Source organism: Desulfofundulus thermosubterraneus DSM 16057 (assembly GCF_900142025.1).
Lineage (GTDB): Bacteria > Bacillota > Desulfotomaculia > Desulfotomaculales > Desulfovirgulaceae > Desulfofundulus > Desulfofundulus thermosubterraneus.
On sequence record NZ_FQZM01000008.1, the window covers coordinates 72,373 to 97,876 of the forward strand.

20 protein-coding genes are annotated in these 25,504 nt (G+C 56.2%); 18 read left to right on the forward strand and 2 right to left on the reverse strand.

Features of this window, described 5'->3' with window-relative positions:
• Window positions 1–141: 141 nt before the first annotated feature.
• The 8 genes from BUA65_RS03805 to BUA65_RS03840 all read left to right on the forward strand — a co-directional run bounded on the left by BUA65_RS03805 (window position 142) and on the right by BUA65_RS03840 (window position 8,637).
• Window positions 142–459: a hypothetical protein gene (locus BUA65_RS03805; protein WP_072867442.1), complete on the forward strand. Its 318-nt coding sequence runs from the start codon at window positions 142–144 to the stop codon at window positions 457–459.
• Window positions 460–554: 95 nt separating this feature from the next.
• The gene (pth, locus tag BUA65_RS03810; protein WP_341349602.1) at window positions 555–1,154 is read left to right on the forward strand and encodes an aminoacyl-tRNA hydrolase; all 600 of its coding nucleotides are present in this window, start codon (window positions 555–557) and stop codon (window positions 1,152–1,154) included.
• Between the two features lie 33 nt (window positions 1,155–1,187).
• Window positions 1,188–1,583 (forward strand): hypothetical protein, encoded by a 396-nt coding sequence (locus BUA65_RS03815; RefSeq protein ID WP_072867443.1) that lies wholly within the window; start codon window positions 1,188–1,190, stop codon window positions 1,581–1,583.
• Window positions 1,584–1,680: 97 nt separating this feature from the next.
• Window positions 1,681–1,902 carry a hypothetical protein gene (locus BUA65_RS03820; protein WP_072867444.1) on the forward strand — a complete coding sequence of 74 codons (222 nt, stop codon included), beginning with the start codon at window positions 1,681–1,683 and terminating at the stop codon, window positions 1,900–1,902.
• An 89-nt stretch (window positions 1,903–1,991) separates the two neighbouring features.
• Window positions 1,992–5,531 carry a transcription-repair coupling factor gene (gene mfd, locus BUA65_RS03825; RefSeq protein ID WP_072867445.1) on the forward strand — a complete coding sequence of 1,180 codons (3,540 nt, stop codon included), beginning with the start codon at window positions 1,992–1,994 and terminating at the stop codon, window positions 5,529–5,531.
• 148 nt (window positions 5,532–5,679) lie between these two features.
• Entirely contained in the window at window positions 5,680–5,979 is a 300-nt protein-coding gene (locus BUA65_RS03830; protein WP_072867446.1) for a DUF6922 domain-containing protein, read from the forward strand.
• Window positions 5,928–6,563 carry a nucleotidyl transferase AbiEii/AbiGii toxin family protein gene (locus BUA65_RS03835; RefSeq protein ID WP_072867447.1) on the forward strand — a complete coding sequence of 212 codons (636 nt, stop codon included), beginning with the start codon at window positions 5,928–5,930 and terminating at the stop codon, window positions 6,561–6,563. Before BUA65_RS03830 ends, BUA65_RS03835 begins: the two co-directional genes overlap by 52 nt.
• 118 nt (window positions 6,564–6,681) lie before the next feature.
• A complete protein-coding gene (locus tag BUA65_RS03840; RefSeq protein ID WP_072867448.1) occupies window positions 6,682–8,637 on the forward strand; it encodes an acetoacetate--CoA ligase in 1,956 nt (651 codons plus the stop codon).
• Window positions 8,638–8,718: 81 nt separating this feature from the next.
• On the opposite strand, the gene BUA65_RS03845 is transcribed toward BUA65_RS03840, so the two are convergent.
• Window positions 8,719–9,882, reverse strand: a complete 1,164-nt coding sequence (locus BUA65_RS03845; protein ID WP_072867449.1) for a UxaA family hydrolase — start codon at window positions 9,880–9,882, stop codon at window positions 8,719–8,721.
• Window positions 9,883–9,884: 2 nt separating this feature from the next.
• Complete coding sequence (locus BUA65_RS03850; protein WP_072867450.1) at window positions 9,885–10,166, reverse strand: UxaA family hydrolase; 282 nt, start codon at window positions 10,164–10,166, stop codon at window positions 9,885–9,887.
• Window positions 10,167–10,729: 563 nt separating this feature from the next.
• On the opposite strand from BUA65_RS03850, the gene BUA65_RS03855 reads away from it, so the two are divergent.
• The 10 genes from BUA65_RS03855 to BUA65_RS03900 all read left to right on the forward strand — a co-directional run.
• Entirely contained in the window at window positions 10,730–12,127 is a 1,398-nt protein-coding gene (locus BUA65_RS03855) for an ArsB/NhaD family transporter (RefSeq protein WP_072867451.1), read from the forward strand.
• 149 nt (window positions 12,128–12,276) lie between these two features.
• Complete coding sequence (locus BUA65_RS03860) at window positions 12,277–12,972, forward strand: FadR/GntR family transcriptional regulator (protein ID WP_072867452.1); 696 nt, start codon at window positions 12,277–12,279, stop codon at window positions 12,970–12,972.
• Window positions 12,973–13,127: 155 nt separating this feature from the next.
• Window positions 13,128–14,066 (forward strand): hydroxyacid dehydrogenase, encoded by a 939-nt coding sequence (locus tag BUA65_RS03865; RefSeq protein ID WP_072867453.1) that lies wholly within the window; start codon window positions 13,128–13,130, stop codon window positions 14,064–14,066.
• A gap of 13 nt (window positions 14,067–14,079) precedes the next feature.
• Entirely contained in the window at window positions 14,080–15,123 is a 1,044-nt protein-coding gene (locus BUA65_RS03870) for an Ldh family oxidoreductase (RefSeq protein ID WP_072867454.1), read from the forward strand.
• 135 nt (window positions 15,124–15,258) lie between these two features.
• The gene (locus tag BUA65_RS03875; RefSeq protein ID WP_072867464.1) at window positions 15,259–16,254 is read left to right on the forward strand and encodes a tripartite tricarboxylate transporter substrate binding protein; all 996 of its coding nucleotides are present in this window, start codon (window positions 15,259–15,261) and stop codon (window positions 16,252–16,254) included.
• A gap of 64 nt (window positions 16,255–16,318) precedes the next feature.
• Window positions 16,319–17,842, forward strand: coding sequence for a tripartite tricarboxylate transporter permease (locus BUA65_RS03880; protein WP_072867455.1), 1,524 nt, complete (start codon window positions 16,319–16,321; stop codon window positions 17,840–17,842).
• Window positions 17,829–18,278 (forward strand): tripartite tricarboxylate transporter TctB family protein, encoded by a 450-nt coding sequence (locus BUA65_RS03885; protein ID WP_072867456.1) that lies wholly within the window; start codon window positions 17,829–17,831, stop codon window positions 18,276–18,278. The genes BUA65_RS03880 and BUA65_RS03885 overlap by 14 nt, the downstream gene beginning before the upstream one ends.
• A 700-nt stretch (window positions 18,279–18,978) precedes the next feature.
• On the forward strand, window positions 18,979–19,644 hold the full coding sequence (locus BUA65_RS03890; RefSeq protein ID WP_072867457.1) for a respiratory nitrate reductase subunit gamma: 666 nt from the start codon (window positions 18,979–18,981) through the stop codon (window positions 19,642–19,644).
• Window positions 19,644–21,035 carry a (Fe-S)-binding protein gene (locus BUA65_RS03895; protein ID WP_072867458.1) on the forward strand — a complete coding sequence of 464 codons (1,392 nt, stop codon included), beginning with the start codon at window positions 19,644–19,646 and terminating at the stop codon, window positions 21,033–21,035. The genes BUA65_RS03890 and BUA65_RS03895 overlap by 1 nt, the downstream gene beginning before the upstream one ends.
• Before the next feature lie 942 nt (window positions 21,036–21,977).
• Window positions 21,978–25,504, forward strand: a 3,527-nt coding sequence (locus tag BUA65_RS03900; protein WP_072867459.1) for an NAD(P)-binding protein, incomplete at its 3' end; no start/stop codon positions are given.

Below are 25,504 nucleotides of genomic sequence, written 5' to 3' on the forward strand. Positions count from 1 at the left end.
GTATAATGTATCATGTATACAGTATAACAAGAAGTTAATTGCCTGTCAATCCAAAAAATGTATTGGCAGGCCGGTAACACCAAAGAGCCCCTCCCTACATAAAATGGCAGCAGAACCATATTTATGCGGGGAGGGTAGAATATGTCCGAAGCCCAGTTGCAGTCATATTACGGTGCCATGGATATGGCCTTGCCTCTGGTTGATCGCCTGCGTCAGCTCCAGGGGCAGCAGGTAACGATTTATGTGATGCACCTCATGAGGCACCAGGTCGGGACCTTTGAGGTTACGGGTATGCTCCACGCCGTTGGCATCGATTACGTTGAGTTGCACGTTGCGGGGACCAGCGGGCCAATACGCTATGTCTTCATTCCCATCGCGGCCATTGGCGCTGTTATTGCCGGTGGACCCCTGGCATTTGCACCCGGGCCTGGAGTTTATCCACCCCATGGCGGGCTGTAGAACCAGAACCAGGTAAAGCTCCGGAAAAAAGCCGGAGCTTTTTTATCGTCCCGGCAAAAACCTTACGGTTGCGGGGGAGGCCCGTTGTGGATACAATGGTCGTGGAAAGGAGAGAAAAAATCATGTGGCTTGTAGTGGGATTGGGCAATCCCGGTCCGGAGTATGCAAGGACCCGCCATAATGTGGGCTTTATGGTTGTGGATAGACTGGCCCGGGATTTGGACATTAAAATCGACCGGGTGTTTTTGCGTGCCCTGGTCGGCCAGGGACAGGTAGCCGGCCAGAGATTGGTTTTGGCCAAGCCCTTAACCTATATGAATAGAAGCGGTGAAGCGGTGACCGCCCTGTTAAACTGGTACAAGCTAACGCCGTCTCAACTGCTGGTTGTTTCCGACGACCTGGATTTGCCCACCGGCCGCCTGCGCCTGCGCAAGTCCGGGGGGGACGGAGGGCACAAGGGGTTGCGGTCCATCATTGAGCTGGTGGGCAGCCGGGAATTTGCCCGTTTGCGTGTGGGCATAGGGCGTCCTTCCGGGTCGGATTATCAGGTGGTGGATTGGGTTTTGAGCCGGTTTACAGAGGAAGAAGGACCGCTGATGGAGAAAGCAGTGGCCGATGCTTCCAAAGCCATTCAGGTAGCCCTTACCCGGGGCCTGGATGCGGCCATGAATCTCTTTAACGCCGGCCGGGTATAGAGGCCGGCTTTTTTTGTTCATACTAGGATAAAGATGAATCAGTTAGCCTTTATCCCGGCCGGAGTGCTGGCGGCCGCCACTTCCTGGCTGGTTAACGGCCTTATTTTCAGCCGTGCGGGTGTCTTTGCCGTGGTTTATGTGGCTCCCGGGGTTGAAGAGGCGGCCAAAACAAGTTTTGCCCTTTTTTTGGGAACATCCATTCCCCTGGCCCATTTCATTTTTGGTTTGGTGGAGGGGTTGTGGGAGGCCGCCCGGGGCGGGCGGGGTTGGGCGGCGGGGCTGGTGAGCCTTGCTTCCCATACCGCTTTTGGGCTGGCCGCCGGTTGGCTTTACCGGCTCACCACCAATGCCCTGCTGGCCGTGGCCGGAGCCTATTTACTGCACATGAGTTGGAACAAACTGGTGGTAAATCTTTCTGGGAAACCGTAAAGATGCTAGCGTTGTAAATATTTCATTGAAAACCGGCTTTGAGGGTGCCCCTATAAGCGCATGAGCGCTGCCTGTTCAAGAAAGGATGCATCTATAGATGAAAATAATCCATATTTGTGAGTGCTGCGATCAGGTGGTCAGGGAGGAAAGGATCAGTAGCGACGGTGCTGGCAGGCTGGTCTCTGCCGCCTTGACTGGGGAGGATTCCGGGGATATAATGAATGTGATCTTTCAGTATTGCCTTTGCGATGACTGCCGGGAGACGTTATACGGTCCTCCCGGACCCCTTTTTTACCAGGGCCCGCTCTGGTTGCACTGATGTAAACGTAGCTTGCGATGCGTACAGGGCTTTAGCTGCGCTAAAGCTCTTTTTGTGATGCCCATTTTCGAAAGAGGTTCATCTTAAAAATGCGTGCACTGCTGGAACCATTGCAAAAAAGTTCAGAATTTAAAACCCTGCTTGCCGCCGTGTCCCGGCAAGCCGGCCAGCAATTGGTTTTCGGTCTTTCCGGAGCCCAGCGCAGCCTGGTTGCCGCGGGCCTCATTGACGCCGTGGGTGGCCCGGTTTTAATCATCACGCCGGGAGATAGTGAGGCTTCCGTGCTGGCCGATGATCTTGCCTCCATTTTGCCCGGCATTCCCGTTTACCTGTTTCCCGTATGGCAGTTGCTGCCCTACCAGGTCCTGGCCCACGGCAAAGAGGTGCTTGCCCAGCGGCTGAAGGCGCTGGTGGCCCTTTCCCGGGACGAACCCTGTGTGGTGGTGGCACCGCTGGAGGCCCTACTGCGCCGCCTTTCCCCGCCGGAGGTCTTTCGCCGCGCCATCATCGACCTTGCCGTGGGTGATAGGGTGGATCTGGAAGAACTGGTCCGGCAGCTGGTGGACGTGGGTTACGAGCGGGTGGAAATGGTGGAAGGCCCGGGTCAACTGGCCTTAAGGGGCGGTATTCTCGATGTTTACCCCCTGACCTTTGAGCACCCCGTACGGCTGGAATTCTTTGACGACGAAGTGGATTCCATCCGTTTTTTTGATGCCGACTCCCAGCGTTCCATTGACCGGGCCGGTGCAGTTTCCCTTCCTCCCGCCCGGGAACTGGTGGTTACGGAGGAGAGCCGTGCCCGGGCGCTGGATGTCCTGGAAACGGAGTATCGCCTGCAGCTCAAGAAAGTTACCGAAAGTTCCACCCTGGAAGTGCGCCGCCGGTTGGAGGAACTGGGGGAAACCGCCAGGGAGCAAATTGCCTCCAGTGGTTACTACCCGGGGTTGGATCAGTTTTTGCCCTATTTCTACCGCCATCCCTACACCCTGCTGGATTATATGCCCTTCGCCAATCTGACGGTGGTGGACGACCTCATCCGCATCCGGGAGCTGGCGGAAAGCATCTTCAAAGAGCGGTCGGAAACCTATAGCGAGCTGTTATCCGCCGGCCGCGTTTTGCCCGGGCAGGTCCAGGGCTATGCAACGTGGCAGCAAATCGAGCAGCAGCTGCACAGGCGCAAAACGATTTATTTTTCCCTCTTAACCCGCCAGCCCCAGCATTTGATGGTCCTCGATGTGGTTACTTTTTCCACCCGGGGTATGCATTCTTTTCTGGGGCGCCTGGATGTGCTGGCCGATGAAGTACGTCACTGGCGCAAATCCGGCTATGCCGTGGTCATGCTGCTCTCCACCGAGGAGCGGGCCCGGCACCTGGCGGAAGAACTGCGCAATGCCGGGCTTGACGCCTACGTGACCGGTTCCCTGGACCGGCCCGTGACGCCCGGCAACATTGCCCTTGCCGCAGGTCGCCTTTCCGGGGGATTTGAGCTGGTTTCCGGCCGGCTGGTGGTCATCACCGAGGCGGATATCTATGGCCAGCGGTGGAAAAGGACCCAGCGGGTGCGTGCCCGGACCGCCGGCCACCCGGAACCTATAACGGACTTAAAAGCAGGCGATTACGTGGTGCATGTAAACCACGGCATCGGCCGTTACATGGGCATCGTTTCCCTGAATATCGGGGGCGTGCAGAAGGATTATTTACTGATCAAGTATGCCGGGGAAGACAAACTGTATGTGCCTACCGACCAGGTAGGGTTGATCCAGAAATATCTGGGGGCCGAAGCGGAAGCTCCCCGGTTGTCCCGCCTGGGGGGAGGGGAATGGTCCCGGGTCAAGGGGCGGGTAAAAGAAGCGGTGCGGGAGATGGCCCAGGAGTTGCTGGCCCTCTACGCCGCCCGCCAGGCCCTGCCCGGCCATGCCTTCAGCCCCGATACGCCGTGGCAGCAGGAATTTGAAGCGGCCTTTCCCTACCAGGAAACTCCCGACCAGCTCCGGGCCATCCAGGAAGTCAAAGCGGATATGGAACGCCCCCGTCCCATGGACCGCCTGCTCTGCGGGGACGTGGGCTACGGCAAAACCGAGGTGGCCCTGCGGGCCGCCTTCAAGGCGGTCATGGACGGAAAGCAGGTGGCCGTACTGGTGCCCACCACCATCCTGGCCCAGCAGCATTACAACACCTTCCGGGAGCGTTTTGCTGGCTTTCCGGTGACCATCGAGGTTTTAAGCCGCTTCCGCACGCCGAAGGAGCAGCGCCGGGTGCTGGCGGGCCTGGCCTCGGGCCAGGTGGACATTGTCATCGGCACCCACCGCCTGGTGCAGGACGATGTGGTGTTCAAGGACCTGGGTCTTCTGGTGGTGGACGAGGAGCAGCGCTTCGGGGTGGCCCACAAGGAAAAGTTAAAGCGGCTGAAGCAGGATGTGGATGTGCTCACCCTGACCGCTACCCCCATCCCCCGCACACTGCACATGTCGCTGGTGGGTGTGCGGGACACGAGCCTTTTGGAAACACCTCCGGAAAACCGCTTCCCGGTGCAGACCTACGTCCTGGAAGAGGACCCGGTGCTCATCAGGGAGGCCATCCGGCGCGAGATGGGCCGGGGTGGCCAGGTTTATTTCGTGCATAACCGCGTGATGGATCTGGACCAGGTGGCCGCCTGGCTGCAGGGCCTGGTACCGGAGGCCCGCATTGCGGTGGCCCACGGGCAGATGAAGGAAGAGGAACTGGAACAAATCATGCTCGATTTCATGGACGGTGCTTATGACGTGCTGGTCTGCACCACCATCATTGAAAGCGGCCTGGATATTCCGAATGTCAACACGTTGATTGTTAAAGATGCTAATAATTTCGGCCTGGCCCAGCTCTACCAGCTGCGGGGCAGGGTGGGCCGCTCCAACCGCCTGGCCTACGCCTACTTTACCTTCCGCCGTGACCGGGTTTTAAACGAAATGGCGGAAAAAAGGCTGGCGGCCATCCGCGAGTTTACCGAGTTTGGTTCCGGGTACAAGATTGCCATGCGGGACCTGGAAATACGGGGCGCGGGCAATTTGCTGGGCGCCGAGCAGCACGGCCACATTGCCGCGGTGGGCTTCGACCTCTACTGCCGTCTGCTGGAGGAGGCGGTGCGGGAGGCCAGGGGAGAGGTGCCGGAAAAGGTGGTGGAAACCTCCATCGAACTGCCCGTGGAAGCTTATATCCCCGATACCTATGTCCGGGACGGCAACCAGAAGGTGGATCTGTACCGTCGCCTGGCCGTGGTGCGCCGGGAAGAGCAGGTCGTGGAGCTGGAGGATGAACTGGTGGACCGCTTCGGGGATCCCCCGCAGCCGGTATGCACCTTGCTTACCGTGGCCCGCTTGAGGGCCCTGGCCAGCTCCTTGGGGATTAAATCCATTACAGCCCAGCCGGGGAGTTTCCGCCTGCTGTTTGCGCCAGAGCACAACCTCCGGGGCGAGGCGCTGGTGGAGATAAGTAAGCAGTACACCAACCGGGTAAAATTCAGCAGCAGTAACGAAGAATTTGAAATCCGCCTCCGGACCCGGAATACCCCGGACGATCCCCTGAATTACCTGGGCGGACTGGAAAATTTCCTGCGGGACCTCCATGAGGCAAACAAAGTGCACGCGGCTTAGCACGAAAAGATTGGGGAAGAGCATCCACTCGAAAACACCATTTTCGCAAAACCAATGATGGTGCGGGTGGCAGTCGTTACTAAGGGTGACCGCCGCCCAACCGGTTATGCGACAGTACCCACTGGTTGATAAGGGACGGTGATCTCCGGTGTCGCTGCCCGGGTTTTTAAAACAGTTTTTTTGGGACGTTGCCTTTGCCGACCTGGATGCCCGGGCCGATTATTATTTTGTCATCGAGCGATTGCTGGAGTTCGGCAATGACCGGGCCATTCGCTGGGTGCTGGAACAATATACTGATGCCGAGTTGCTGGAAGTGATCAAAACCAGCCCCCGGCTTTCAATCAAAACAGGTAGTTTCTGGCGCTGTTATTACCATTTGCAGGAGGATGAGCTTAGATGTTTGCGTCCGCCCTCCCACAGAGGGGACAAAAGGCACTGGAATTATTAAGTTCCGCCGGCTTGCTGCGGGATTTTTACCTGGCGGGCGGCACCGCACTGGCCCTGCATTTGGGGCACCGCCTTTCCGAAGACCTGGATTTTTTTTCACCTTTCCATGTGGATACCTTGTTGCTCAAGCAAAGGCTGCAGGAAGTGGGACAGTTTCTGCTGCTGGAGGAACGGTGGGGGACACTGCACGGTATATTCCGGGAAACCAAAATAAGCTTTTTGTACTACCGCTATCCGTTGCTCTTTCCTCCTGCCCTTTTCCTGGACTGCAAGGTGGCTTGTCCCCAGGATATTGCCCCGATGAAAATAGAAGCCATTGCCTCCAGGGGGAGCAAAAAGGATTTTTTTGACCTTTACTTTATTAACCGGGAAATTGCGGACTTGCGCGAGTGCCTGGAACTTTACCGGCGCAAGTTTGCCGGATCCAACTTCAACCTGTATCATGTACTGAAAAGCCTCACCTATTTTGCCGATGCCGAAAAGGAGAGGGATCCCGTCCTGCTGCGCGACGTCGGCTGGGACCAGGTGAAGAAGCATTTTGAACGGGTGGTACCGCCGCTTTTACGTGAGGTTTGCATGGATTAGTATGGAGGCGGGCAGGGTTTTATTTTCCGGCGGCGAATATACTTAATAAAGGATAAATTCAGAATTTTTTTAATCCGGGACAGTGCTTTCGTCCCGGACAAAGGGGGTAACAGGAACGGTGAGGAAATTACTCTGGGAGCCGCCGGAAGAGAGAAAAAAACAGGCCAACATGACCCGCTTCATGGAATTTGTAAACAAAAAGCACGGCCGCAATTTTACCACTTACAATGAACTCTACCAGTGGTCCATTGAAAACGCTCCCGCCTTCTGGGAAGCCATGTGGGAATTCGGGGGCATCATCGCCTCCCGTCCTTACGACCGGGTGGTGGAGAACTTCGAGGACATGCTGGGTTCCAGGTGGTTTGTGGGAGCGGAGCTGAACTTTGCGGAGAACCTGCTGCGTTACCGGGACGAACATACGGCCCTCATTTTTAAGGGGGAGGCCATGGAAGAGCCGGTGCGCCTGACCTACGCCGGGCTCTATGATCAGGTGACCCGGCTGGCCAAATCCCTGCGGGAGATGGGCGTTACCGTGGGAGACCGGGTGGCGGGCTTCATGCCCAACATGATCGAAACCGTGGTCGCCATGCTGGCCACCACCAGCATCGGGGCCATCTGGTCCTCCTGCTCGCCGGATTTTGGCGTTAAAGGGGTGTACGACCGGTTCGGGCAGATCCAGCCCAGAGTGCTGTTTTGCGCCAACGGCTACTCCTACAACGGCAAAACCTACGATTCCCTGGATAGGGTAACCGGCATCGTAAAGGAAATCCCCAGCATCGAACGGGTCGTGGTGGTTCCCTATACGGAAAGAGAACCGGACATCAGCCGCGTGCCAAAGGCAGTGCCCTATCAGGACTTCCTGGCTGCCGGCGAAGGATTTGAGATTGAATTCAACCGGCTGCCCTTTGACCACCCGGTATACATCATGTATTCCTCCGGCACCACCGGGGTGCCCAAATGCATCGTCCACGGGGCGGGGGGCACCCTCATCCAGCACCTGAAAGAACTGATCCTGCATACCGACCTGAAACGGGAAGATACCATCTTTTATTTCACCACCTGCGGCTGGATGATGTGGAACTGGCTGGTCAGTTCCCTGGCCGTGGGGGCCACGGTGCTCCTCTTTGACGGTTCGCCCTTCTATCCCGAGGCAGGGGCCCTCTGGAAGCTGGCCCAGGACGAGGGGATCACCATCTTCGGGACCAGTGCCAAGTACCTGGCCTCCCTGGAGAAAGCCGGGGTGAAACCCGGGAAAAGCTATAACCTGAGCAAGCTAAAGGCCATCCTGTCCACCGGTTCACCCCTGCCGGTGGAAAGCTTTGAATATGTATACAGGGACATCAAACAGGATGTCTGCCTCTCCTCCATTTCCGGGGGCACGGATATCATCTCCTGCTTCGCCCTGGGCAACCCAACCGGACCGGTGTATGCCGGGGAACTGCAGTGCCGGGGATTGGGCATGAAAGTGGAAAGTTACGATTCCGACGGGAAACCCCTGATCAACCGGAAGGGCGAGCTGGTCTGCACCGCTCCCTTCCCCTCCATGCCCGTCTACTTCTGGAACGATCCCGACAAGAAGAAGTACAGGAGCACCTACTTTGACGTCTATCCCAACGTGTGGCGTCACGGGGATTACGTGGAGATTACCGCTACCGGCGGCGTGATTATCTACGGCCGTTCCGACGCCACCCTGAATCCCGGCGGGGTGCGCATTGGTACGGCAGAGATTTACCGCGTGGTGGAATCCCTGCCCGAAGTCCTGGACAGCATCGTGGTGGGGCAGAACTGGGACAACGACGTGCGGGTGATCCTTTTTGTCAAGCTCGCCAAAGGCGTGGAACTAACCGGCCAGTTAATCAATAAAATCAAGACCGCCATTCGGGATAACACGACGCCCCGCCACGTCCCGGCCAAGATCATTGCCGTCAAGGACATTCCCTACACCTTGAACGGCAAAAAGGTGGAAATGGCGGTGCGCAATGTCATCCATAACCAGCCGGTGCTTAACAAGGACGCTCTGGCCAACCCGGAGGCGCTGGAGTATTTTAAAAACCTCCCCGAGCTACAAAGCTGAATGCCAGCATACAAGCAAAAGCCCCGGAAGCTTGCTCCCGGGGTCTAACTATATAATGGGGGAGTAAGGAGGGGATTTCATTTAAGCGCTGCGGTAGAGCTTATTAATGACAAATTCCCTGTGGCCCAGCACCTCGGCGGAGGTCAGGCGGCCGTTGGCGGTGCGGATGATCATATCCATCAACTTGTCGGCGGCCTGATCGAGGGTCAGTTCGCGGCGGAGTACACCGGATACGTCCACGTCAATGTGCTCGGACATAGTGGAGACGGTAATAGGATTGGCCGTCAGTTTAATGACCGGGACGATGGGGTTACCCACCACGTTGCCCTGGCCGGTGGGGAAGAGGTGAATCACGGCGCCGCCGGCCGCCCACAGGGTTACGGCCTCCGCCGCTGCAGAAGAGGTATCCATAAACCAGAGCTTGCCGGTTCGCGGAGGAATGTATTCGGCAGATTCAAGGACGCCGTCCACCATGCAATTGCCGATCTTCTGGATGTTGCCCAGGGCTTTTTCTTCAATGGTGGTCAAACCACCGATGATGTTGCCCTGAGTCGGCTGGGAGCCGAGGAGGTCGGCTTCTTCCCGCATGATGAGGGCCTGGTAGTCATTGAAAAGGGCCATGAATTTGTCCCTTAGTTCCGGGGTTCTCATCCTGGCGGCAACAATATGCTCGCCTCCGGTTAGTTCGGTGGTTTCGCCGAAGCTGCAGGAGGCACCGGCCGCTGTCAGCCGCTCCACCACTTTACCTACGGTGGGATTGGCAGCCAGGCCGGAGGTGGTGTCCGACTCGCCGCACTTCACACTGACCACCAGGTCGGCGATTTCGCATTCTTCCCGCTGGAGTTCGCTGGCCCAGTGAACGAATTCCTTGGCTTTTCTGGAAGCCCGCTCGATGGTGTTGAAGTCGCCGTATCTTTCAATTCCGAACATGGCCACGGGCTTGCCGGTCTTGGCGATTCCCTCGGCCACCCGGGTGGTCCAGTGGGACGACTCTATGCCGATGACTACGCAGGCGGCTACATTGGGGTTGCTGCCGATGCCAATTAACTGGCGGAAGAAAAGCTCCAGGTCACGGCCGAACTGAAGGCGGCCGAAATGGTGCGGGAGGGCGATGGTCCCTTTTACGTTGTTGGCCACTGCTTCAGCGCAGGCATTGGATATATCATCGAGGGGCAGAATCACTACGTGGTTACGGACTCCCACTCTTCCGTTCTCCCTGCGGTATCCCATGAATTTTAGTGTCATCTTTACCACCTCGCAGTCTTTAGGTTGTGGATGTGCACGTGTTCCCCTTTTTTGACGGCCTGGGTAGTTTTGCCGATGGACTCGCCATATTTGATTACAGTGTCGCCGGCGGAAATATCGCACAGGGCTATTTTGTGGCCCAGGGGAATGTCGTTGATGGCCGTCACGGTGATTTCATTGTCAGTATCCATCACCCAGCCGGTAGCGGTTTCGCCGGCTTTAATATCGGCTACTGCCACTCCTACGGTGTCTTTTTCATGGTGCACAAAAAACTTTACCGCCATGGTTGTTGGCCTCCCCTCTCTTTGTGAAAGTTTACTTTCAATTGCTGGCCGGGCCCGGCCAAATGGTTAACACCCGGGTTAATTAGTTAATTGAGGTCTGTGGTATGTGGTATGACCGCTGTTTGGATAGATTGTACTGCTATTCTCACCAGGTGTCAACTACTTTTGCTCCCGCTTCATGCAAAAAATCGACGCAAAAAATTGATCTCAGTGGGCGAGTATATTTCAGAACACAGTTACCTGTTAAATCTTGATACTAACCCTTAGTGCATATAACTTGCGGATGCCTCGGCTCTGTGTTAAACTAGTTCCGGCAAAATGGCATGAGGTAAGACCGCTCGGTTAATTAAGCAAGAGTTTAAAAAACTTTAAAGAGGGAAAACCGGCTTTTTGTCAAAATTAGGTCAGCAAGTAGGTTGAGCGATAGTCTGGCCTGCCCAGTTTGGATGGAGCTTGTTAAACAAGCCGGGCAAGGAACGGGTATAACCGCTCGTATGAAATACTTAATCCAGACAGCAATTTTGCCTTAGCGGGCTTTGTATTGGTAAGGGAGGGGTATGACGTTGTCTTCAGAATTCCAGGTTATCTTTGCCACGGCGGTATTTCTCATTACCTATGCAGTGATCGTTTCCGAAAAAATACACCGTTCGGTGGCCGCTTTGGCCGGTGCGGCCCTGGTGGTTCTTTCCGGCATAATCCATCCCGAGGAAGCTACGGAGGCCATCGACTTCAACACCATCGGCCTTCTGGTGGGCATGATGGTGATTGTGGGTATCACCAGGCAGACGGGGGTTTTTGAGTACCTGGCCATCAAGGCCGCCCGGCAGGCCAAAGGGGAACCCCTGCGCATTATGGCCGCCCTTTCCCTGGTCACGGCGGTACTGTCGTCCTTCTTAGATAACGTGACCACCGTTCTCCTCATTGTACCTGTGACCTTTGCCATTGCCAGCCAGTTGTGCATCAGTCCCGTACCTTTTTTGATTGCGGAAATTCTTGCCTCCAACATCGGCGGTACGGCCACCCTGATTGGGGACCCGCCCAACATCATGATTGGGAGCAAAACCGGTTTGGGTTTTATGGACTTCATTATAAACCTTACTCCGGTAATCGTAGTAATTTATGTATTGACCATATTTGCTTTGCGCTTGATCTACCGCCGCCAGCTGGTGGCCCGGCCCGATTTGCAGGCGGCCATCATGAACCTGGACGAGCGGGATGAGATCAAAGATCCGGTGCTGCTCAAAAAGTGCCTTTTCGTATTATTCCTCACCATCGGCGGTTTTGTGCTGCACCAGTACGTCCATCTGGAATCCTCGGTGATTGCCCTGTCCGGGGCCAGCCTTTTATTGTTGCTCAGCCGGGAGGATCCCGAGCACGCCCTGCACGCCGTGGAATGGCCGGTAATCTTTTTCTTCGTGGGCCTCTTTGTGGTGGTGGGTGCGCTGGAAAAGGTGGGCGTCATCGAGGCCGTTGCCCGGTTTTCCCTGGATGTTACCGGAGGGCATCTGGTGCCGGCAGCCATGTTGATTCTGTGGCTTTCGGCCATTGCCTCGGCCTTCGTGGACAACATCCCCTTTGTGGCCACCATGATTCCCCTCATCCAGGACATGGGCCGCTTGGGACATCTGGGTGACCTGAACCTGCTCTGGTGGTCGCTTTCTTTAGGAGCCTGCCTGGGGGGCAACGGGACCATCATCGGCGCTTCGGCCAACGTGGTGGTCATCGGCATGGCCGAAAAACGGGGCCAGCCCATTACCTTCATCGGCTTCTTTAAGATAGCCTTCCCCTTGATGATTATGTCCATTGTCGTATCCACGGTTTACCTGCTGGTCTGGCACCATTATCCCGGCATTCCCTCCATGGTGGGAACCCTGGCGGTAGGACTAATCCTGGCCGCGCTTCTGGGGCTGCTGCAGCGGCAGGAAGCCCGCCGTTCCCGGGAAACCGCTTCCCATGACTGATTTACCTGGTTTGATTTGTCCTCTTGATTTTGAGTTGAGGGGATGGTAAGATCCCCTCAAAAGGTGTGGCATGAGGTATGACCACTTTTTGATATAGCAATCCTTGCAATCACTTTTCTGCAATTTTTGGACAAAGGGATGGTGCTCAGGTGTTTGTACCGGTGGTTTCGGAGAACATCAACCGTTCCCAGCGCATTGTGGCTCAAATTCGCTCCCTGATTGCTGAAGGAAAGTTAAAGCCCGGTGACCGCCTGCCCCCGGAAAGGGAATTGGCCCAGTTAATGAATGTCAGCCGCACCTCGGTGCGGGAGGCCATCCAGACCTTGGCCACCATGGGGATGGTGACCATTAAGAAGGGTCAAGGGATTTTTATTGCCCAAAACGACGTCAGTTCGTTGATGAACACCCTGGGCGAGTTTCTGGTGGTTAAAAAGGACGAAGTCAAGGAACTGCTGGAGGTACGCAAGGTCCTGGAGACCCAGGCCATCGGCCTGGCGGTGGAAAGGGCCACCGATGAGGAAATCCACGCCTTGCGGGGCATAGTGGAGGATGCCCTGGTCCAGGTTTCAGGGGACGACATCGATCCCGCCTACGCCCGGGAGCATGACGCCCGTTTCCACGGGGCCATCTTTAACGCCACGCGCAACCACATTTTAATTGCCATTGTGAGCAGCCTGTACCATGTCTACGACCGCATGCGCAGCCGCACCACGGCCATTCCGGGTCGTGCTGCCCAGTCCATCAGGGATCACCTGCGCATTGTGGAGGCTATGGCCCGCCGGGACAAAGAGGCGGCCGTAAAAGCCATGCTGGAGCACATCGAGAGTGTGGACCGGGCCCTTTAATCAATGCAAAATTAGGCCATTGACACGGCAAACGGGGTGCAGTTACAATACAAGTAATCAACTAGCGTGGTATGACCTCAGAGGTAGGAGGAATTATTTTACCCGCAATAATAAGATTTTCTAATATTTATAATCAGAACCGGGAGTGACCAGGCGTGAAAATAGTTGTGAGCGAGCTCATCTGGGAAGAGGGGTTGCAAATCCTTTCCGAACTGGGAAACGTGGTTTATGACGCCAACCTGTGGAAACAGGACCTGGCCCGGGAACTGGTGGATGCCGATGCCCTGGTGGTGCGCAACCAGACCCGGGTAACCAGGGAATTAATTCAGGCAGCGCCCCGCTTGAAGGTTATCGGGCGGTTGGGCGTGGGTTTGGATAACATCGACCTGGCGGCGGCCAGGGAGGCCGGCATTCCGGTAGTCTATGCCCGGAACGCCAACGCCATCTCGGTGGCCGAGTATGTTTTCGCGGCCATGCTTACCTTTGCCCGGCGGCTGGAGGAGGCTACCGCCCACGTGAAGGGGGGCGGCTGGAACCGCCGCCTTTACACCAGGATGGAGTTGTACGGTAAAACCCTGGGTCTCATCGGGACCGGTGAAATCGGCACCCGCCTGGCCTACCGGGCACAGGCTTTTGGCATGAAAATACTGGGCTACGATCCTTTTGTCCCTCCTTATGAAGTGGCCTGCACCGAATTTGGCGTGCAGTTGACCGATTTAAAAACCGTCCTTTCCCAGGCTGATTTTGTCAGCCTGCACGTGCCGTTAAATAATGCCACCCGCAACTTAATCAACAGGGAAACCCTTTCCCTGATGAAGCCTTCGGCCTACCTGATCAACACCGCCCGGGGCGGGGTGGTGAATGAGGAGGACCTGTACAACGTCCTCCGGGAGGGTAAGATCGGCGGTGCGGCGCTGGATGTACTTGCCCAGGAACCGCCCCAGGATTCCCCCCTGTTTAAACTGGACAATGTGATTTTAACCCCCCACATAGCCGGCTTAACCGAGGAAGCACAAGTAAAAACATCGGTTCTCGTGGCTCAGGAAGTAGTCAAGATCCTGCGGGGAGAGCCGTCAAGCTGCGTGGTTAGATAAGGGGGCGACTATAGTGGCAGATAAATTTTCCGTGGAAATCTTGACTAAATTTTGCCGGAAACTCCTGGTAGCTGCCGGTGTGCCCGAAGGGGATGCGGATGTAGTTACCGATGTATTAATCGATACCAGCCTGGAAGGCATTGATACCCACGGCATCAGCCGCCTGCCCATTTACCTGTCCCGGGTTAGAAACGGGCGGATCAATGCCCGGCCGCGGATTACCGTGGAAAGGTCGGGAGCCGTGGCCGTCGTAGACGGGGACAACGGCCTGGGACAGCTGGTGGCCGTACGTTCCATGGAAGTGGCCATTGGTTTGGCGGCGGAATACGGCGTAGGGTTTGTGGCCACCAAACACAGCAACCATTTCGGTGCCGCCTCCTATTACTGCAAGATGGCCGCCCGGCGGCAAATGGTAGGCATGGCTTTTACCAACACCCCTCCCGGAATTCCTCCCTGGGGTGGCAGGCGGCCTTATTTCGGTACCAACCCCATTGCTTTTGCCTTTCCTACGGACAAGCACCCGGTGGTAGTGGACATGTCCTCTTCCACCGTGGCCCGAGGGAATATCATTCTGGCGGCCAAGGAAGGGCGGGAGATTCCCCCTGGCTGGGCCATCGATGCCGACGGGCGGCCCACCACTGACCCCAAGAAGGCGCTGGAAGGAGCCGTGCTGCCGATAGGTGGCGCCAAAGGGTACGCCCTGGCCCTGGCCGTGGAAGTGATGTCGGGAATAATCTCCGGCTCTGCTTACGGACCCGGGGTGGGCTGGATTTATGACGACAGCCTGGAGCCCGTAAACATCGGACACAGTTTTATCGCCATCGATGTGTCCCGCCTGATGCCGGTGGAAACCTTCCATGAGCGGATGGCTGATATGATCCGCAGTATTAAGGCCGTGCCCCTGGCCGAAGGGTTTGAACGCATTTTGATCCCCGGCGAAAGGCGGCAGATGAAAGCCGAAGAAAGGTTAACTGGCGGTATCCCGGTAAGCGAGAACCTGCTCAAGGAGTTTAACGATTTGGCTCGCGAACTGGGTGTACAGCCCCTGGAAGCATGAATCCAGGGGCCGTACAAGAACAGGTTTATTAAAATAGGGGGTGGGACCCGGGGCGGAGGAAGGGCTTTTTGGAGAGGTAAAAGGATGATTTTCCCCATGTTCTGCCAAACACATGCAAACAAGGAGGGCTATGTGGTGAAAGGAAACCGAAAATTTGTTGCCTTGTTGCTGGTGGGCATTATGGCTGCCCTGGTACTGCTGTCTGCCGGTTGCGGGCAAAAGCAGGCCGGTTCCTCCGGTGAACAGAATTACCCCACCAAACCGGTTAACATGATTATCGCCTTCACCGCTGGCGGTTCCAGCGACGTGCAGGCCCGGATCATGCAGAAGTACTGGGACAAGCTTGTGAAACAGCCCTGGGTCTTCCAGTACAAGACCGGTGCCGGTGGAGCCATCGGATTTGCAGAAATAGCCAAGTCCGCTCCTGACGGCTACACTATCGGTGGCGTGAACGTGCCTCACATCGTGCTGCAGCCCCTGGGTCAGGGTGCTCAGTATACCATCGATGATTTTGAGTACATTTGCCAGGTGGTTAACGACCCGCAGGTGCTGGCGGTGCGCAAGGACAGCAAGTTCAAGTCTGTCAAAGAAGTCCTGGATTTCGCCAAAAAGAACCCCGAAAAGCTGAAGGTTGGTATTGTGGGCACCTTCACCGGTCACCACCTGATGCTGCTGGACCTGCAGGATAAGACGGGCATCAAGGTAACCCAGGTGGTTTATAAGGGAGCAGCCGACCAGAACGCAGCTCTCCTGGGCGGCGAGATTGACGTGATGATCGGCAACGTAAACGATGTCATGCGCAGTCTGGAGCAAATGCGCGTCCTGGCTGTAGCCAGCGAGGAGCGTTCCAAGTTCTTACCCGACGTACCCACCTTTAAGGAAGAAGGCCTTGATATAGTATCCGATATCCGCCGCGGTTTTGTGGCTCCAAAGGGGACAGATCCCAAGGTGGTACAGTTCCTGCGGGACACCTTCAAGAAGATAGCCGAGGACCCGGAATATTTGAAAGATATGGAAAAAGCCGGCCAGCCGGCGGAGTACATGTCCGGGGAAGACTTTGAAAAATACGTTCGTGAGCAGAACGAAAAGTCCAAAGAACTTCTGACCAAGTTTGGTTTGTTGAAGGCGTAGGTTCATAAGTGGACGAAAGGGGGCAGGAAGCCTGCCCCCTTTTGTCAAGGGAAGGAGGATTTGCATGTGGGAACAGATCGGGGCGGGCCTGATAAACGCGTTACAGCCCTTTAACCTTTTTCTGGCCATTGCCGGTCTAACCGGGGGGATTCTCATCGGCGCCCTGCCCGGACTGACGGCCACCATGGGCGTGGCTCTGATGGTGCCTCTGACCTTTGCCATGAACCCCACCAGCGGCCTGATCATGCTCGGGGCCATTTATTCGGGGGCCATTTACGGCGGTTCCAACGCGGCCATATTGATCAATACCCCCGGCACCCCTTCCTCGGTGGCCACCACCTTTGACGGCTGGCCTATGTGCCGGGCGGGTAAGGCCGACGAGGCGCTCAATGCGTCGCTGCTTTCTTCGGCTTTCGGGGGAATTGTCGGCACCCTGTTCCTGCTGTTCCTGGCTGCTCCCCTGGCCCGGTTGGCCCTGAAGTTCGGCGCGCCGGAGTTTTTCTGGCTGTGCATCTTTGGCCTGAGCACCATTGCGGCCATGTCGGCGGGTAATGTGTTCAAGGGACTGGTTTCCGGGGCCCTGGGCCTTCTGGTGAGCACCATCGGTCTCGACCCCATCGAAGGGGTGCCACGGTTCACCTTCGGTTACTACCCCCTGGTACAGGGGATTGAAGTAATTCCGGCCATGATCGGTCTCTTTTCCTTTTCCCAGGTGATCAACCTGGTGGGCAGCCGGCAGAAATATATCGCCGATTATAAACCTAACCCGGGTGCTTTCATGCGGGTGGTGCGCAAGCTGTGGAAGGACTGTAAGATGATTTTAACCCGCTCCTCTGTCATCGGCGCCATTGTGGGTATACTGCCCGGGGCGGGCGGGGAGATTGCCTCCATCATTGCCTATAACGAAAGCAAGCGCTGGGACAGGAATCCCTCCCGCTACGGCACGGGTATTGTTGAGGGAGTGGCGGCCAGCGAAAGCGCCAACAATGCCACCATCGGCGGCAGCTTGATCCCCATGCTGTGCCTGGGCATTCCGGGGAGCGCCGTGGCGGCGGTGATGATGGGTGCTCTCTTGGTGCACGGCATTACGCCGGGGTTTAAGATCTTTACCGCCAGTGGCAACCTGGCCTATACTTTCATTGTTTCCCTGCTGGTCGTCAACGTCCTCATGGTGCTGGTCGGTTCTTTGCTGATCAAAGGCACCGCGCGGGTGCTCAACGTGCCCACATCCTACGTAGGGGTGGCCATTGTAGCTTTGTCCATCATCGGTTCCTACGCCATCCGGAACAGCATGGTGGACGTGATGATCATGATCTTCTTTGGCCTGGTAGGTCACTTTGGCAGCCGCATCGGCCTGGATACAGGAGCCATGGCCCTGGGGATTATTTTGGGGCCCATTGTGGAGGAAAACCTGGGCAAGTCCATCGCCCTGGCCGGAGCTGACGGCTCAGTGTTCAAGGTATTCTTCACCCATCCAATTTCCCTGATTTTGATTGTCCTGACCGTACTTTCGGTGATCACTCCCTGGCTTTTAAGCAGGCGGCGGGGGTGCAGCACAAAGGAGGCGGTTGACGGTGTCCAGTCGTAAGGCGGACCTGATTGCCGGTGTGGCCAGCATTGTAGTGGCTCTGCTCTTTGGTTTTCAGGGCCGGGAGCTCTCCTTGGCCAGCAAAGTCTTCCCCCTGGTGCTGGAGGTTTTTCTGGTCATGATGGGCCTGGTTCTGGTTGTGCGCGGCCTTACAGGATGCAAAGAGCAGCATAGCGATCAGGAAAAAATTGATTACGGCCGAGCGTGGCTCGTAGTGGTCGCTTCGCTGGTTTATGTGGCGTGCATTAATTATGCCGGTTTTTATGTTTCCACCTTTGTTTTTCTCACCTTGCTTTCCTGGTGGCTGAGCGACCGGGGGCGGAACCTGCCCTCCCTGGGCATTTCCGGACTCTTCGGGTTGCTGGTGACCGCCGCCCTTTACGCTACTTTCTGGTTGTTTTTAAAGGTACCCACTCCGCAGGGCCTGCTTTTTTAAGCACGAACGAACCCCTTAATCTCTCTTGTGAGCGCTGCGTGTGTTTCGTTTCTGGCCCTCCAGCCCAGCACTCACTGGTAAAGCACTCCTTCGGAGTAACGTTATATACACATGATCAATGGTAATTCTAAAGAAAGAGATGTTCCAGTGAGTGCTGGGTTGCTCCTTAAGGGACCACCGCCGCCCGTTTCGTTTGTGGTTTTGCGACAGTTCCTATTAGTGGCAAATAAACAGGTACTTACGCTGCTTTTTTCCATGCTGTAGCCGTTGCAGTTAGAACCTGGTTGTAACTACACGATCCCTCCCCTCGGGGAGGGTTTATATTTGAAACTTTGCTTTTACTCCATGTTTTTATGAAATAATGTCTGGAAACAGCATAAAGTGCTTGTTCTCCCCCTTTTTTTAAATATATTGAAAAAACGTTCATATTGGCAAGTAACGCAAATTATAGTCAAAAAGTGTTGCAAACCATCCTTTCCTTTGCTATAATGGCATTGCTTTGTAAGTTACAGCGAAAATATGTAAAATAATTTTTGAAGTGATTAAAAAATATTATAGATACAATTTTCTTGTGTTTAACATAAGAAATTGGTCAAAAGGCAGGTGGCTTGCAGGCTCAGGTGTAGAATTTTCGGTCTAAAGGCGGTACTAAAAAAGACTACCTGTGCTTATCCCATTTTCGTAGCCAAGGAGGGTAATTATGGATTTCGGGCATTATTTAATTGCCGGGGTTATGCCCTATGTCGCTGTTGCTTTCTTTGTTTTTGGTTTAGGGTATAGGATCGTCTACTGGTCAAAAGCCCCAATGCACCTGCACTGGGAATTGTTTCCTTACCCCCATACCATGTTGGAGCAGCTTAAGGAAATGATTACCGAAGTTTTAACCCTGCACAGCCTGTATCGTTTCAATCGCAAACACTGGCTGCCTTCCCTGATGATGCACTGGGGCTTTTATTTGCTCGTTGGTTGGCTGGTTGTTTTGCTTTTGGGCTTTTCGTTTGCCGCTTACGTGGGTACAACAGGAGGTGTTTTGGTTCTTGCCGGCTCCTTCTCGCTGTTTTTACTGAGGCTTTTGGACGCCGAAGTGCGCAAAATATCAGCCCCGGTTGAATATATCAACCTGATTTTTGTCTTCACCCTGGCCTCTAGTGGCCTGTTCAGCGGCTTTTTAGGAGATATCCAGTTAGTGAGGAGTTATTTCCTTAGTTTGCTTACCTTTAAACCTGATGCATCCATTGCAGCTGATTACCTGATACCGTTATTGTTGTTTGAGTTGTTCCTGATCTATATTCCTTTTACGCGCATGGCCCACTTTGCGGCCAAGTTCTTTACCTACCACAAGATTAAATGGGGTGAGCTTCACTGATGTCTGCCGTGGCAGTGCAAAAAGTATTTGACGAATACCGTGTCCTTTCCGATGAAGTGTTAAAGCCGGGTGAACCCCGGGTGGAAAAATTCCTGCGGGCCATGCGGAAGTCGCTCCAGCAAAAGGAAAACTGGACCTTCTGGTTGCCTTATACCCTTTCCCTCGATACCTGCATGAAATGCGGCACCTGTGCCGAGGTCTGTCCGGTTTACCAGGCCACAGGGCGCAAGGAGATCTACCACCCTGTTTACCGCACCGATATGCTGCGGAAGATCTATAAACGGTACTTTACCCTGCCGGGGAAACTCTTTCCCTGGCTGGTAGGGGCGGAAGACCTTACGGAGGAAAAACTCAACGCCCTGGCGGAAAACGTTTACCGGTGCACCATCTGCCGCCGCTGCTCTTACGTCTGCCCGGTGGCTATTGACAACGGGGTGATTGTGCGGGAGGCAAGGAAGATCTTTGACGCCATCGGCATTGCCCCGGACGAGCTCAAGAAAAAGGGAACCCGGCTGCAGTTGCAGGCCGGCAACGCCACCGGAATGCCTGCGGTAGCCTTCCTGGACATGGTGGAGTTCCTCGAGGATGAAATCGAAGAGACCAGAGGGTATCGAATTAAAATACCGGTGGATAAAGAGGGCGCCGAATTCCTGCTCATGCACAATGCCGGTGATTACCTGGCCTTTGCCGAGACGGTAATGGGCGCCGCTGAAGTCATGCATGCAGCCGGTGTCGACTGGACCCTGAACTCGCCGAATACGGGGATTAACGACGCCGTCAACTACGGCGTGTTTTACAGCGACGTGGAATTTTCGGCCGTTATCAAGGCCCATGTGGAAACTGCCCGGAAATTGGGGATTAAAAAGCTGGTTGTCGGGGAGTGCGGGCATGCCTTCGAGGCGCTGAAGTACCTAATCCTGAGGCTGATCCCGCCCGAGGAGAGGCCCTTTGAAGTAATAAGCATCCTGGAGCTGGAGGATCGGTGGATCCGGGAAGGGCGCATTAAAGTTGACCCGCAGAAAAACCCGGAGCCGGTTACCTTCCATGATTCCTGCAAGCTGGGCCGCCTGGGCGGCATGTTTGAAGAGCCCCGCCGGATCTTGAAGGCCTGCTGCCCCGATTTCCGCGAGATGACGCCCAACCGGGAAATGAGCCTGTGCTGCGGCGGCGGCAGCGGCTTTGCCATCATGGAAAAGGGAGGTTTTCTGAAGTTCCGCATGGAAACCTACGGCAGGCTCAAAGCCGGGCAGCTTAAGGCCACGGGGGCCAAAGTCGTTGCCTGCGCCTGTTCCAACTGCAAGGCGCAGTTCCGGGAGATTATCAATTACCACAAGCTGCCCATGCGTTATGCCGGCGTCAGCGAGCTGCTGGCCAACGCCCTGGTGCGCTAAAGGCAGGAGCGGTAAAGTAGATATCTATGACGCTTTCAGTGTCACTGCCGTTTTGCACGGAGGCGAACGGAGCGAGCGCGGGCAAACGGCAGGCAATAGACAGATTAAGGCCGGCTGGTGCGCCGGCCTTTGCTAATTATGAACCGGTGTGCGGTTGCAGCACGCCGGTTTTTTTTGGTGTAAGTATTCAGTAAAGCCGCTAGGGGGGTGCGGCGCTGTCCGGAGCGAACGACTTGCGAAGCGCCGGTAACAGCACCCGGTGAACCCAGCACTCACTGGCAATGAAGCTCTTTCCAAGCCTGCTGTGACAAGATAGTAAGTTGTAATCTTTCCAGTATAGCATTTTCAGTGAGTGCTGGGCGGCTCGGCTCTCGAGGACGCCAAACGAAAGCAAATGGAAGAACACCTGCTGGTGACACATCGGGCAGTTTAATATGGTCGGGAGGTAATAGTTTCGATGGTAATCCGCAGAGAGCCAGAGCCGGCCCGAAGCGAACCGTGGTGCTGTCGGCGCGGAGCACTGGAGTGAGCGGGGACCCAGCACTCACCGGGATACTAGCTCTTCCCAAAACCTGATGTGTCAATTAAACCTGAAACACCGGGAGTAGACTCATATTTGGGTGAGTGCTGGGCCGCACCCAACCGGGTTCACTGAATGTTTACTTTTTGGTGATATTTGAGCGCCGTGATGAGAAGGGAATTCCGGGACGTGCCGCCTGACCCTGGAGGCTTCCAGTTTCTAAAATGTACATATGATAATTAATATCAGCGAAAATTTAGCGGAATATAGTTGAAAACCTCTCCCCCCTCTGTTATAATGAGATTGCAAATTAGTGCTGGCGAAAACATCACTAATAATTCTTGAAGGCATAAGTAAATCTTATCGTTAATATTTCGCTTCTGCTTAAGAGAGCTAATCCAGGTCAAGGCGGGTGTAGTCCGGTGAAGCAAAATAACGGAGTTTCCGGTTCAGTACTGGTGGTTGGTGCCGGGATCAGCGGCATGCAGTCGGCCCTGGATCTGGCCGAAAGCGGCTTTAAGGTTTATCTGGTGGATGAAAAGTCGGCCATCGGCGGTACCATGGTCAGGCTGGATAAAACCTTTCCCACCAACGATTGCGCCATGTGCATTGTTTCCCCCAAGCTGGTGGATACGGGAAGGCACCTGAACATTGAAATCCTTACCAATACCAGCTTGACGGCCCTTCACGGAGAGGCAGGCAATTTTCGTGCCACATTAAAACAAAAGGCCCGCTACGTGGACCTTACGAAATGCACCGGCTGCGGTGAATGTGCCCGGGTGTGCCCGGTGGAGGTGGACAATGAATTTGACGCCGGCCTGGGCAGCCGCAAGGCCATTTATAAACTTTTTCCCCAGGCTACGCCCAGCGCCTACGCCATTGACAAACGGGGTATTTCTCCCTGCCGCGCGGCCTGCCCCGCTGGGGTTAACGTGCAGGGGTACGTGCAGTTGATTAAAGCCGGGAAGTATACCGAGGCGTGGCAGACCATTTACCGCGACAATCCCTTCCCGGCCATTTGCGGTCGGGTTTGCACCCATCCCTGCCAGTCCGCCTGCCACCGGGCAGGCGTGGACGGGGCGGTAAATATCAGGGCCTTGAAGCGCTTTGCTGCCGACCGGGCCTATCAGGACCTCAATTCCCTCCCCCTGCCCGAGGTTGAAAAGCCCCGCGATCAGAGGGTGGCCGTGGTGGGCGCCGGTCCGGCCGGTCTTTCGGCCGCCTATCAACTGGTCAAGAAAGGTTACGGGGTAACTGTTTTTGAGGCGCTGCCCGTGGCCGGGGGTATGATGCGGGTGGGTATTCCCGAGTACCGCCTGCCGAAGAAGTGGGTCGACCTGGAGGTGGATCTGCTTTCCCGGCTGGGGGTGGAATTTAAATTCAATACCCGGTTGGGGAGGGACATCACCCTGGAAAGCCTGCGGCAGGATTACGAAGCCGTTTTTCTCGCCGTGGGAGCCCACAGGAGCAGTACACCAGGGGTGCCCGGGGAGGACCTGCCGGGGGTGGAGCAGGGGATATCTTTCCTGCGCCGGGTGGCCCTGGGCGAGCCGGTGACCGTCGGGCGGCGGGTGGCCGTAATCGGCGGGGGCAACACGGCCATGGACTGTGCCCGTACAGCCGTGCGGCTTGGTGCGGGGGAGGTCTATATAGTTTACCGCCGTTCCGAGGCGGAAATTACCGCCCTCCCCGAGGAAATAGCCGCGGCTAAGGAAGAAGGCATCCAGTTTATCATGTTGACCAGCCCCGTGCGTTTCATCGGCAAAGAGGGCAGGTTGGTCAAGATAGAATGCGTGAAAAACCGGCTGGAATATGCCCGGGACGGCGGTCGTCCCCGCCCGGTGCCCGTGGAGGGCAGCGAGTTTACCCTGGACGTGGATATGGTCATCCTGGCCACAGGGCAACAGCCGGATCTCTCCTGCTTAAATGGCAGCATCCCGGCAGGCAACACCATTCCTGCCGATCCCGATACCCTGGCCACCGGTATCCCCGGAGTGTTTGCCGGGGGAGACTGTGTCACCGGGCCGAAAACGGTGATCGATGCCATTGCCGCCGGCAAGGTAGCCGCCGAATCCATCCACCGCTATCTTTCCGGGCAGGATTTGAAAGAGGGGCGCCAGTTCCGGGTGCCGGAAGAAAAAATTGCCCCTTTGCGCCAGGCACCCCATGAAATACCCCGCTGTGAGCCCCGCCCCGTGATACACCTGGACCCGCGGGAGCGAGTTAAGGGATTTGTGGAGGAAGCAAAGACCTATACCGCCGAAGAAGCGAAAAAAGAGGCAGAGCGCTGCCTGAACTGCGCCGTCTGTTCCGAGTGCCAGGAGTGTGTGCGGGTTTGCCTGGCCAAAGCCATCGATCACGAAATGCAGGATGGGGAGCTGGAAGTAAATGTAGGGGCGGTGATCTTGAGCCCCGGCGGGGAGGTTTTTGACCCCGCAGGGCTGGCCTACTACGGCTATGGACGCTACCCCAACGTGGTCACCAGCATCCAGTTCGAGCGTATTTTAAGCGCTTCCGGACCCTACCAGGGCCATCTAGTGCGCCCCTCCGACGGAAAAGAGCCCCGGCGTATTGCCTGGATCCAGTGCGTGGGGTCCCGGAACCTGCGCCTGGGGCACGACTACTGTTCCTCGGTCTGCTGCATGTACGCCATCAAGGAGGCGGTAATTGCCAAGGAGCACAGCCACGGGCCCCTGGAGACCACCATCTTCTTCATGGATATGCGTACCTACGGCAAGGACTTTGAACGCTACTACCGCCGGGCGGAAGAAGAACACGGCGTGCGTTTTGTGCGCAGCCGCATCTATAACGTGGAAGAGGCGGACAATGGAAATCTGCGCATCCGCTACGTTTTGCCCGGCGGCCAGGTGCAGGAGGAAGAATTCGACCTGGTGGTCCTTTCCGTGGGCTTTACGGCTGGGGAAAAGGCCAGGGAGCTGGCCTCCCGGCTGGGAGTAGAAACTGATCCAGCGGGATTCTGCCGCTTTAATGAATTCAGCCCGGGGGTAACATCGGTGCCGGGGATCTTTGCCGGCGGCGTCTTTGCCGGCCCCAAGGACATTCCGGAGACGGTGACCGAGGCCAGTGCCGCGGCGGGCTACGTTTCCCGGTTGTTGAGCGCCGCCCGGGGCAGTGAGACCCGGGTCAAGGAGTACCCCCCGGAAAGGCCGGTGCATAAACAGCCGCCCCGGGTGGGAGTGTTTGTCTGCCACTGCGGCATCAACATCGGCAGCGTGGTACGGGTGCCCGAGGTGGTGGAGTACGCCAAACGCCTGCCCGGTGTAGTCTACGCGAGGGAATTCCTCTTCACCTGCTCCCAGGATAGCGTAGAGGAAATTAAAAAGTGCATTCATGAGCACCGTTTGAACCGGGTGGTGGTGGCGTCGTGCACGCCGCGGACCCACGCGCCGCTGTTCCAGAACGTTTTGAGGGAAGCGGGGCTGAACCCCTACCTGTATGAGCACGTGAACATCCGGGAGCACTCCTCCTGGGTGCACCGGGACCGGCCGCAGGAGGCCACGGAAAAGGCCAAGGACCTGGTGCGCATGGCCGTAGCAAAGGTGCGCCTGCTCACCCCCATCACCCAGACTTACACCGAGATCAACAAGGGTGCCCTGGTGGTGGGCGGGGGAGTGGCGGGCATGACGGCAGCCCTCTCCCTGGCAGAACAGGGCTTTCAAGTAAGCCTGGTGGAAAAGGAACGCGAGCTGGGCGGGAACACCAGGCACCTCTACTACACCCTGCAGGGTTCGGATCCCCGGCAGTACTTGAACGAACTCATTGATAAAGTGCTCAACCACCCGTTGATCCAGGTGTTTACCGGGAGCCAGGTGGTGGAAGCCGGGGGTTACCCGGGCAACTACCACAGCCGCATCAAAACGCCGGAAAAGGAACTGGAAATAAGCCACGGGGCGGTGGTTTTGGCCACGGGGGCCAGGGAAGCCCGGCC

Coding starts and splice junctions, on each gene's coding strand:
- BUA65_RS03805 (WP_072867442.1), top strand. CDS start 142: ATGTCCGAAGCCCAGTTGCAGTCATATTACGGTGCCATGGATATGGCC.
- pth (WP_341349602.1), top strand. CDS start 555: ATGGTCGTGGAAAGGAGAGAAAAAATCATGTGGCTTGTAGTGGGATTG.
- BUA65_RS03815 (WP_072867443.1), top strand. CDS start 1,188: ATGAATCAGTTAGCCTTTATCCCGGCCGGAGTGCTGGCGGCCGCCACT.
- BUA65_RS03820 (WP_072867444.1), top strand. CDS start 1,681: ATGAAAATAATCCATATTTGTGAGTGCTGCGATCAGGTGGTCAGGGAG.
- mfd (WP_072867445.1), top strand. CDS start 1,992: ATGCGTGCACTGCTGGAACCATTGCAAAAAAGTTCAGAATTTAAAACC.
- BUA65_RS03835 (WP_072867447.1), top strand. CDS start 5,928: ATGTTTGCGTCCGCCCTCCCACAGAGGGGACAAAAGGCACTGGAATTA.
- BUA65_RS03845 (WP_072867449.1), bottom strand. CDS start 9,882: ATGACACTAAAATTCATGGGATACCGCAGGGAGAACGGAAGAGTGGGA.
- BUA65_RS03850 (WP_072867450.1), bottom strand. CDS start 10,166: ATGGCGGTAAAGTTTTTTGTGCACCATGAAAAAGACACCGTAGGAGTG.
- BUA65_RS03880 (WP_072867455.1), top strand. CDS start 16,319: ATGTGGGAACAGATCGGGGCGGGCCTGATAAACGCGTTACAGCCCTTT.
- BUA65_RS03890 (WP_072867457.1), top strand. CDS start 18,979: ATGGATTTCGGGCATTATTTAATTGCCGGGGTTATGCCCTATGTCGCT.
- BUA65_RS03895 (WP_072867458.1), top strand. CDS start 19,644: ATGTCTGCCGTGGCAGTGCAAAAAGTATTTGACGAATACCGTGTCCTT.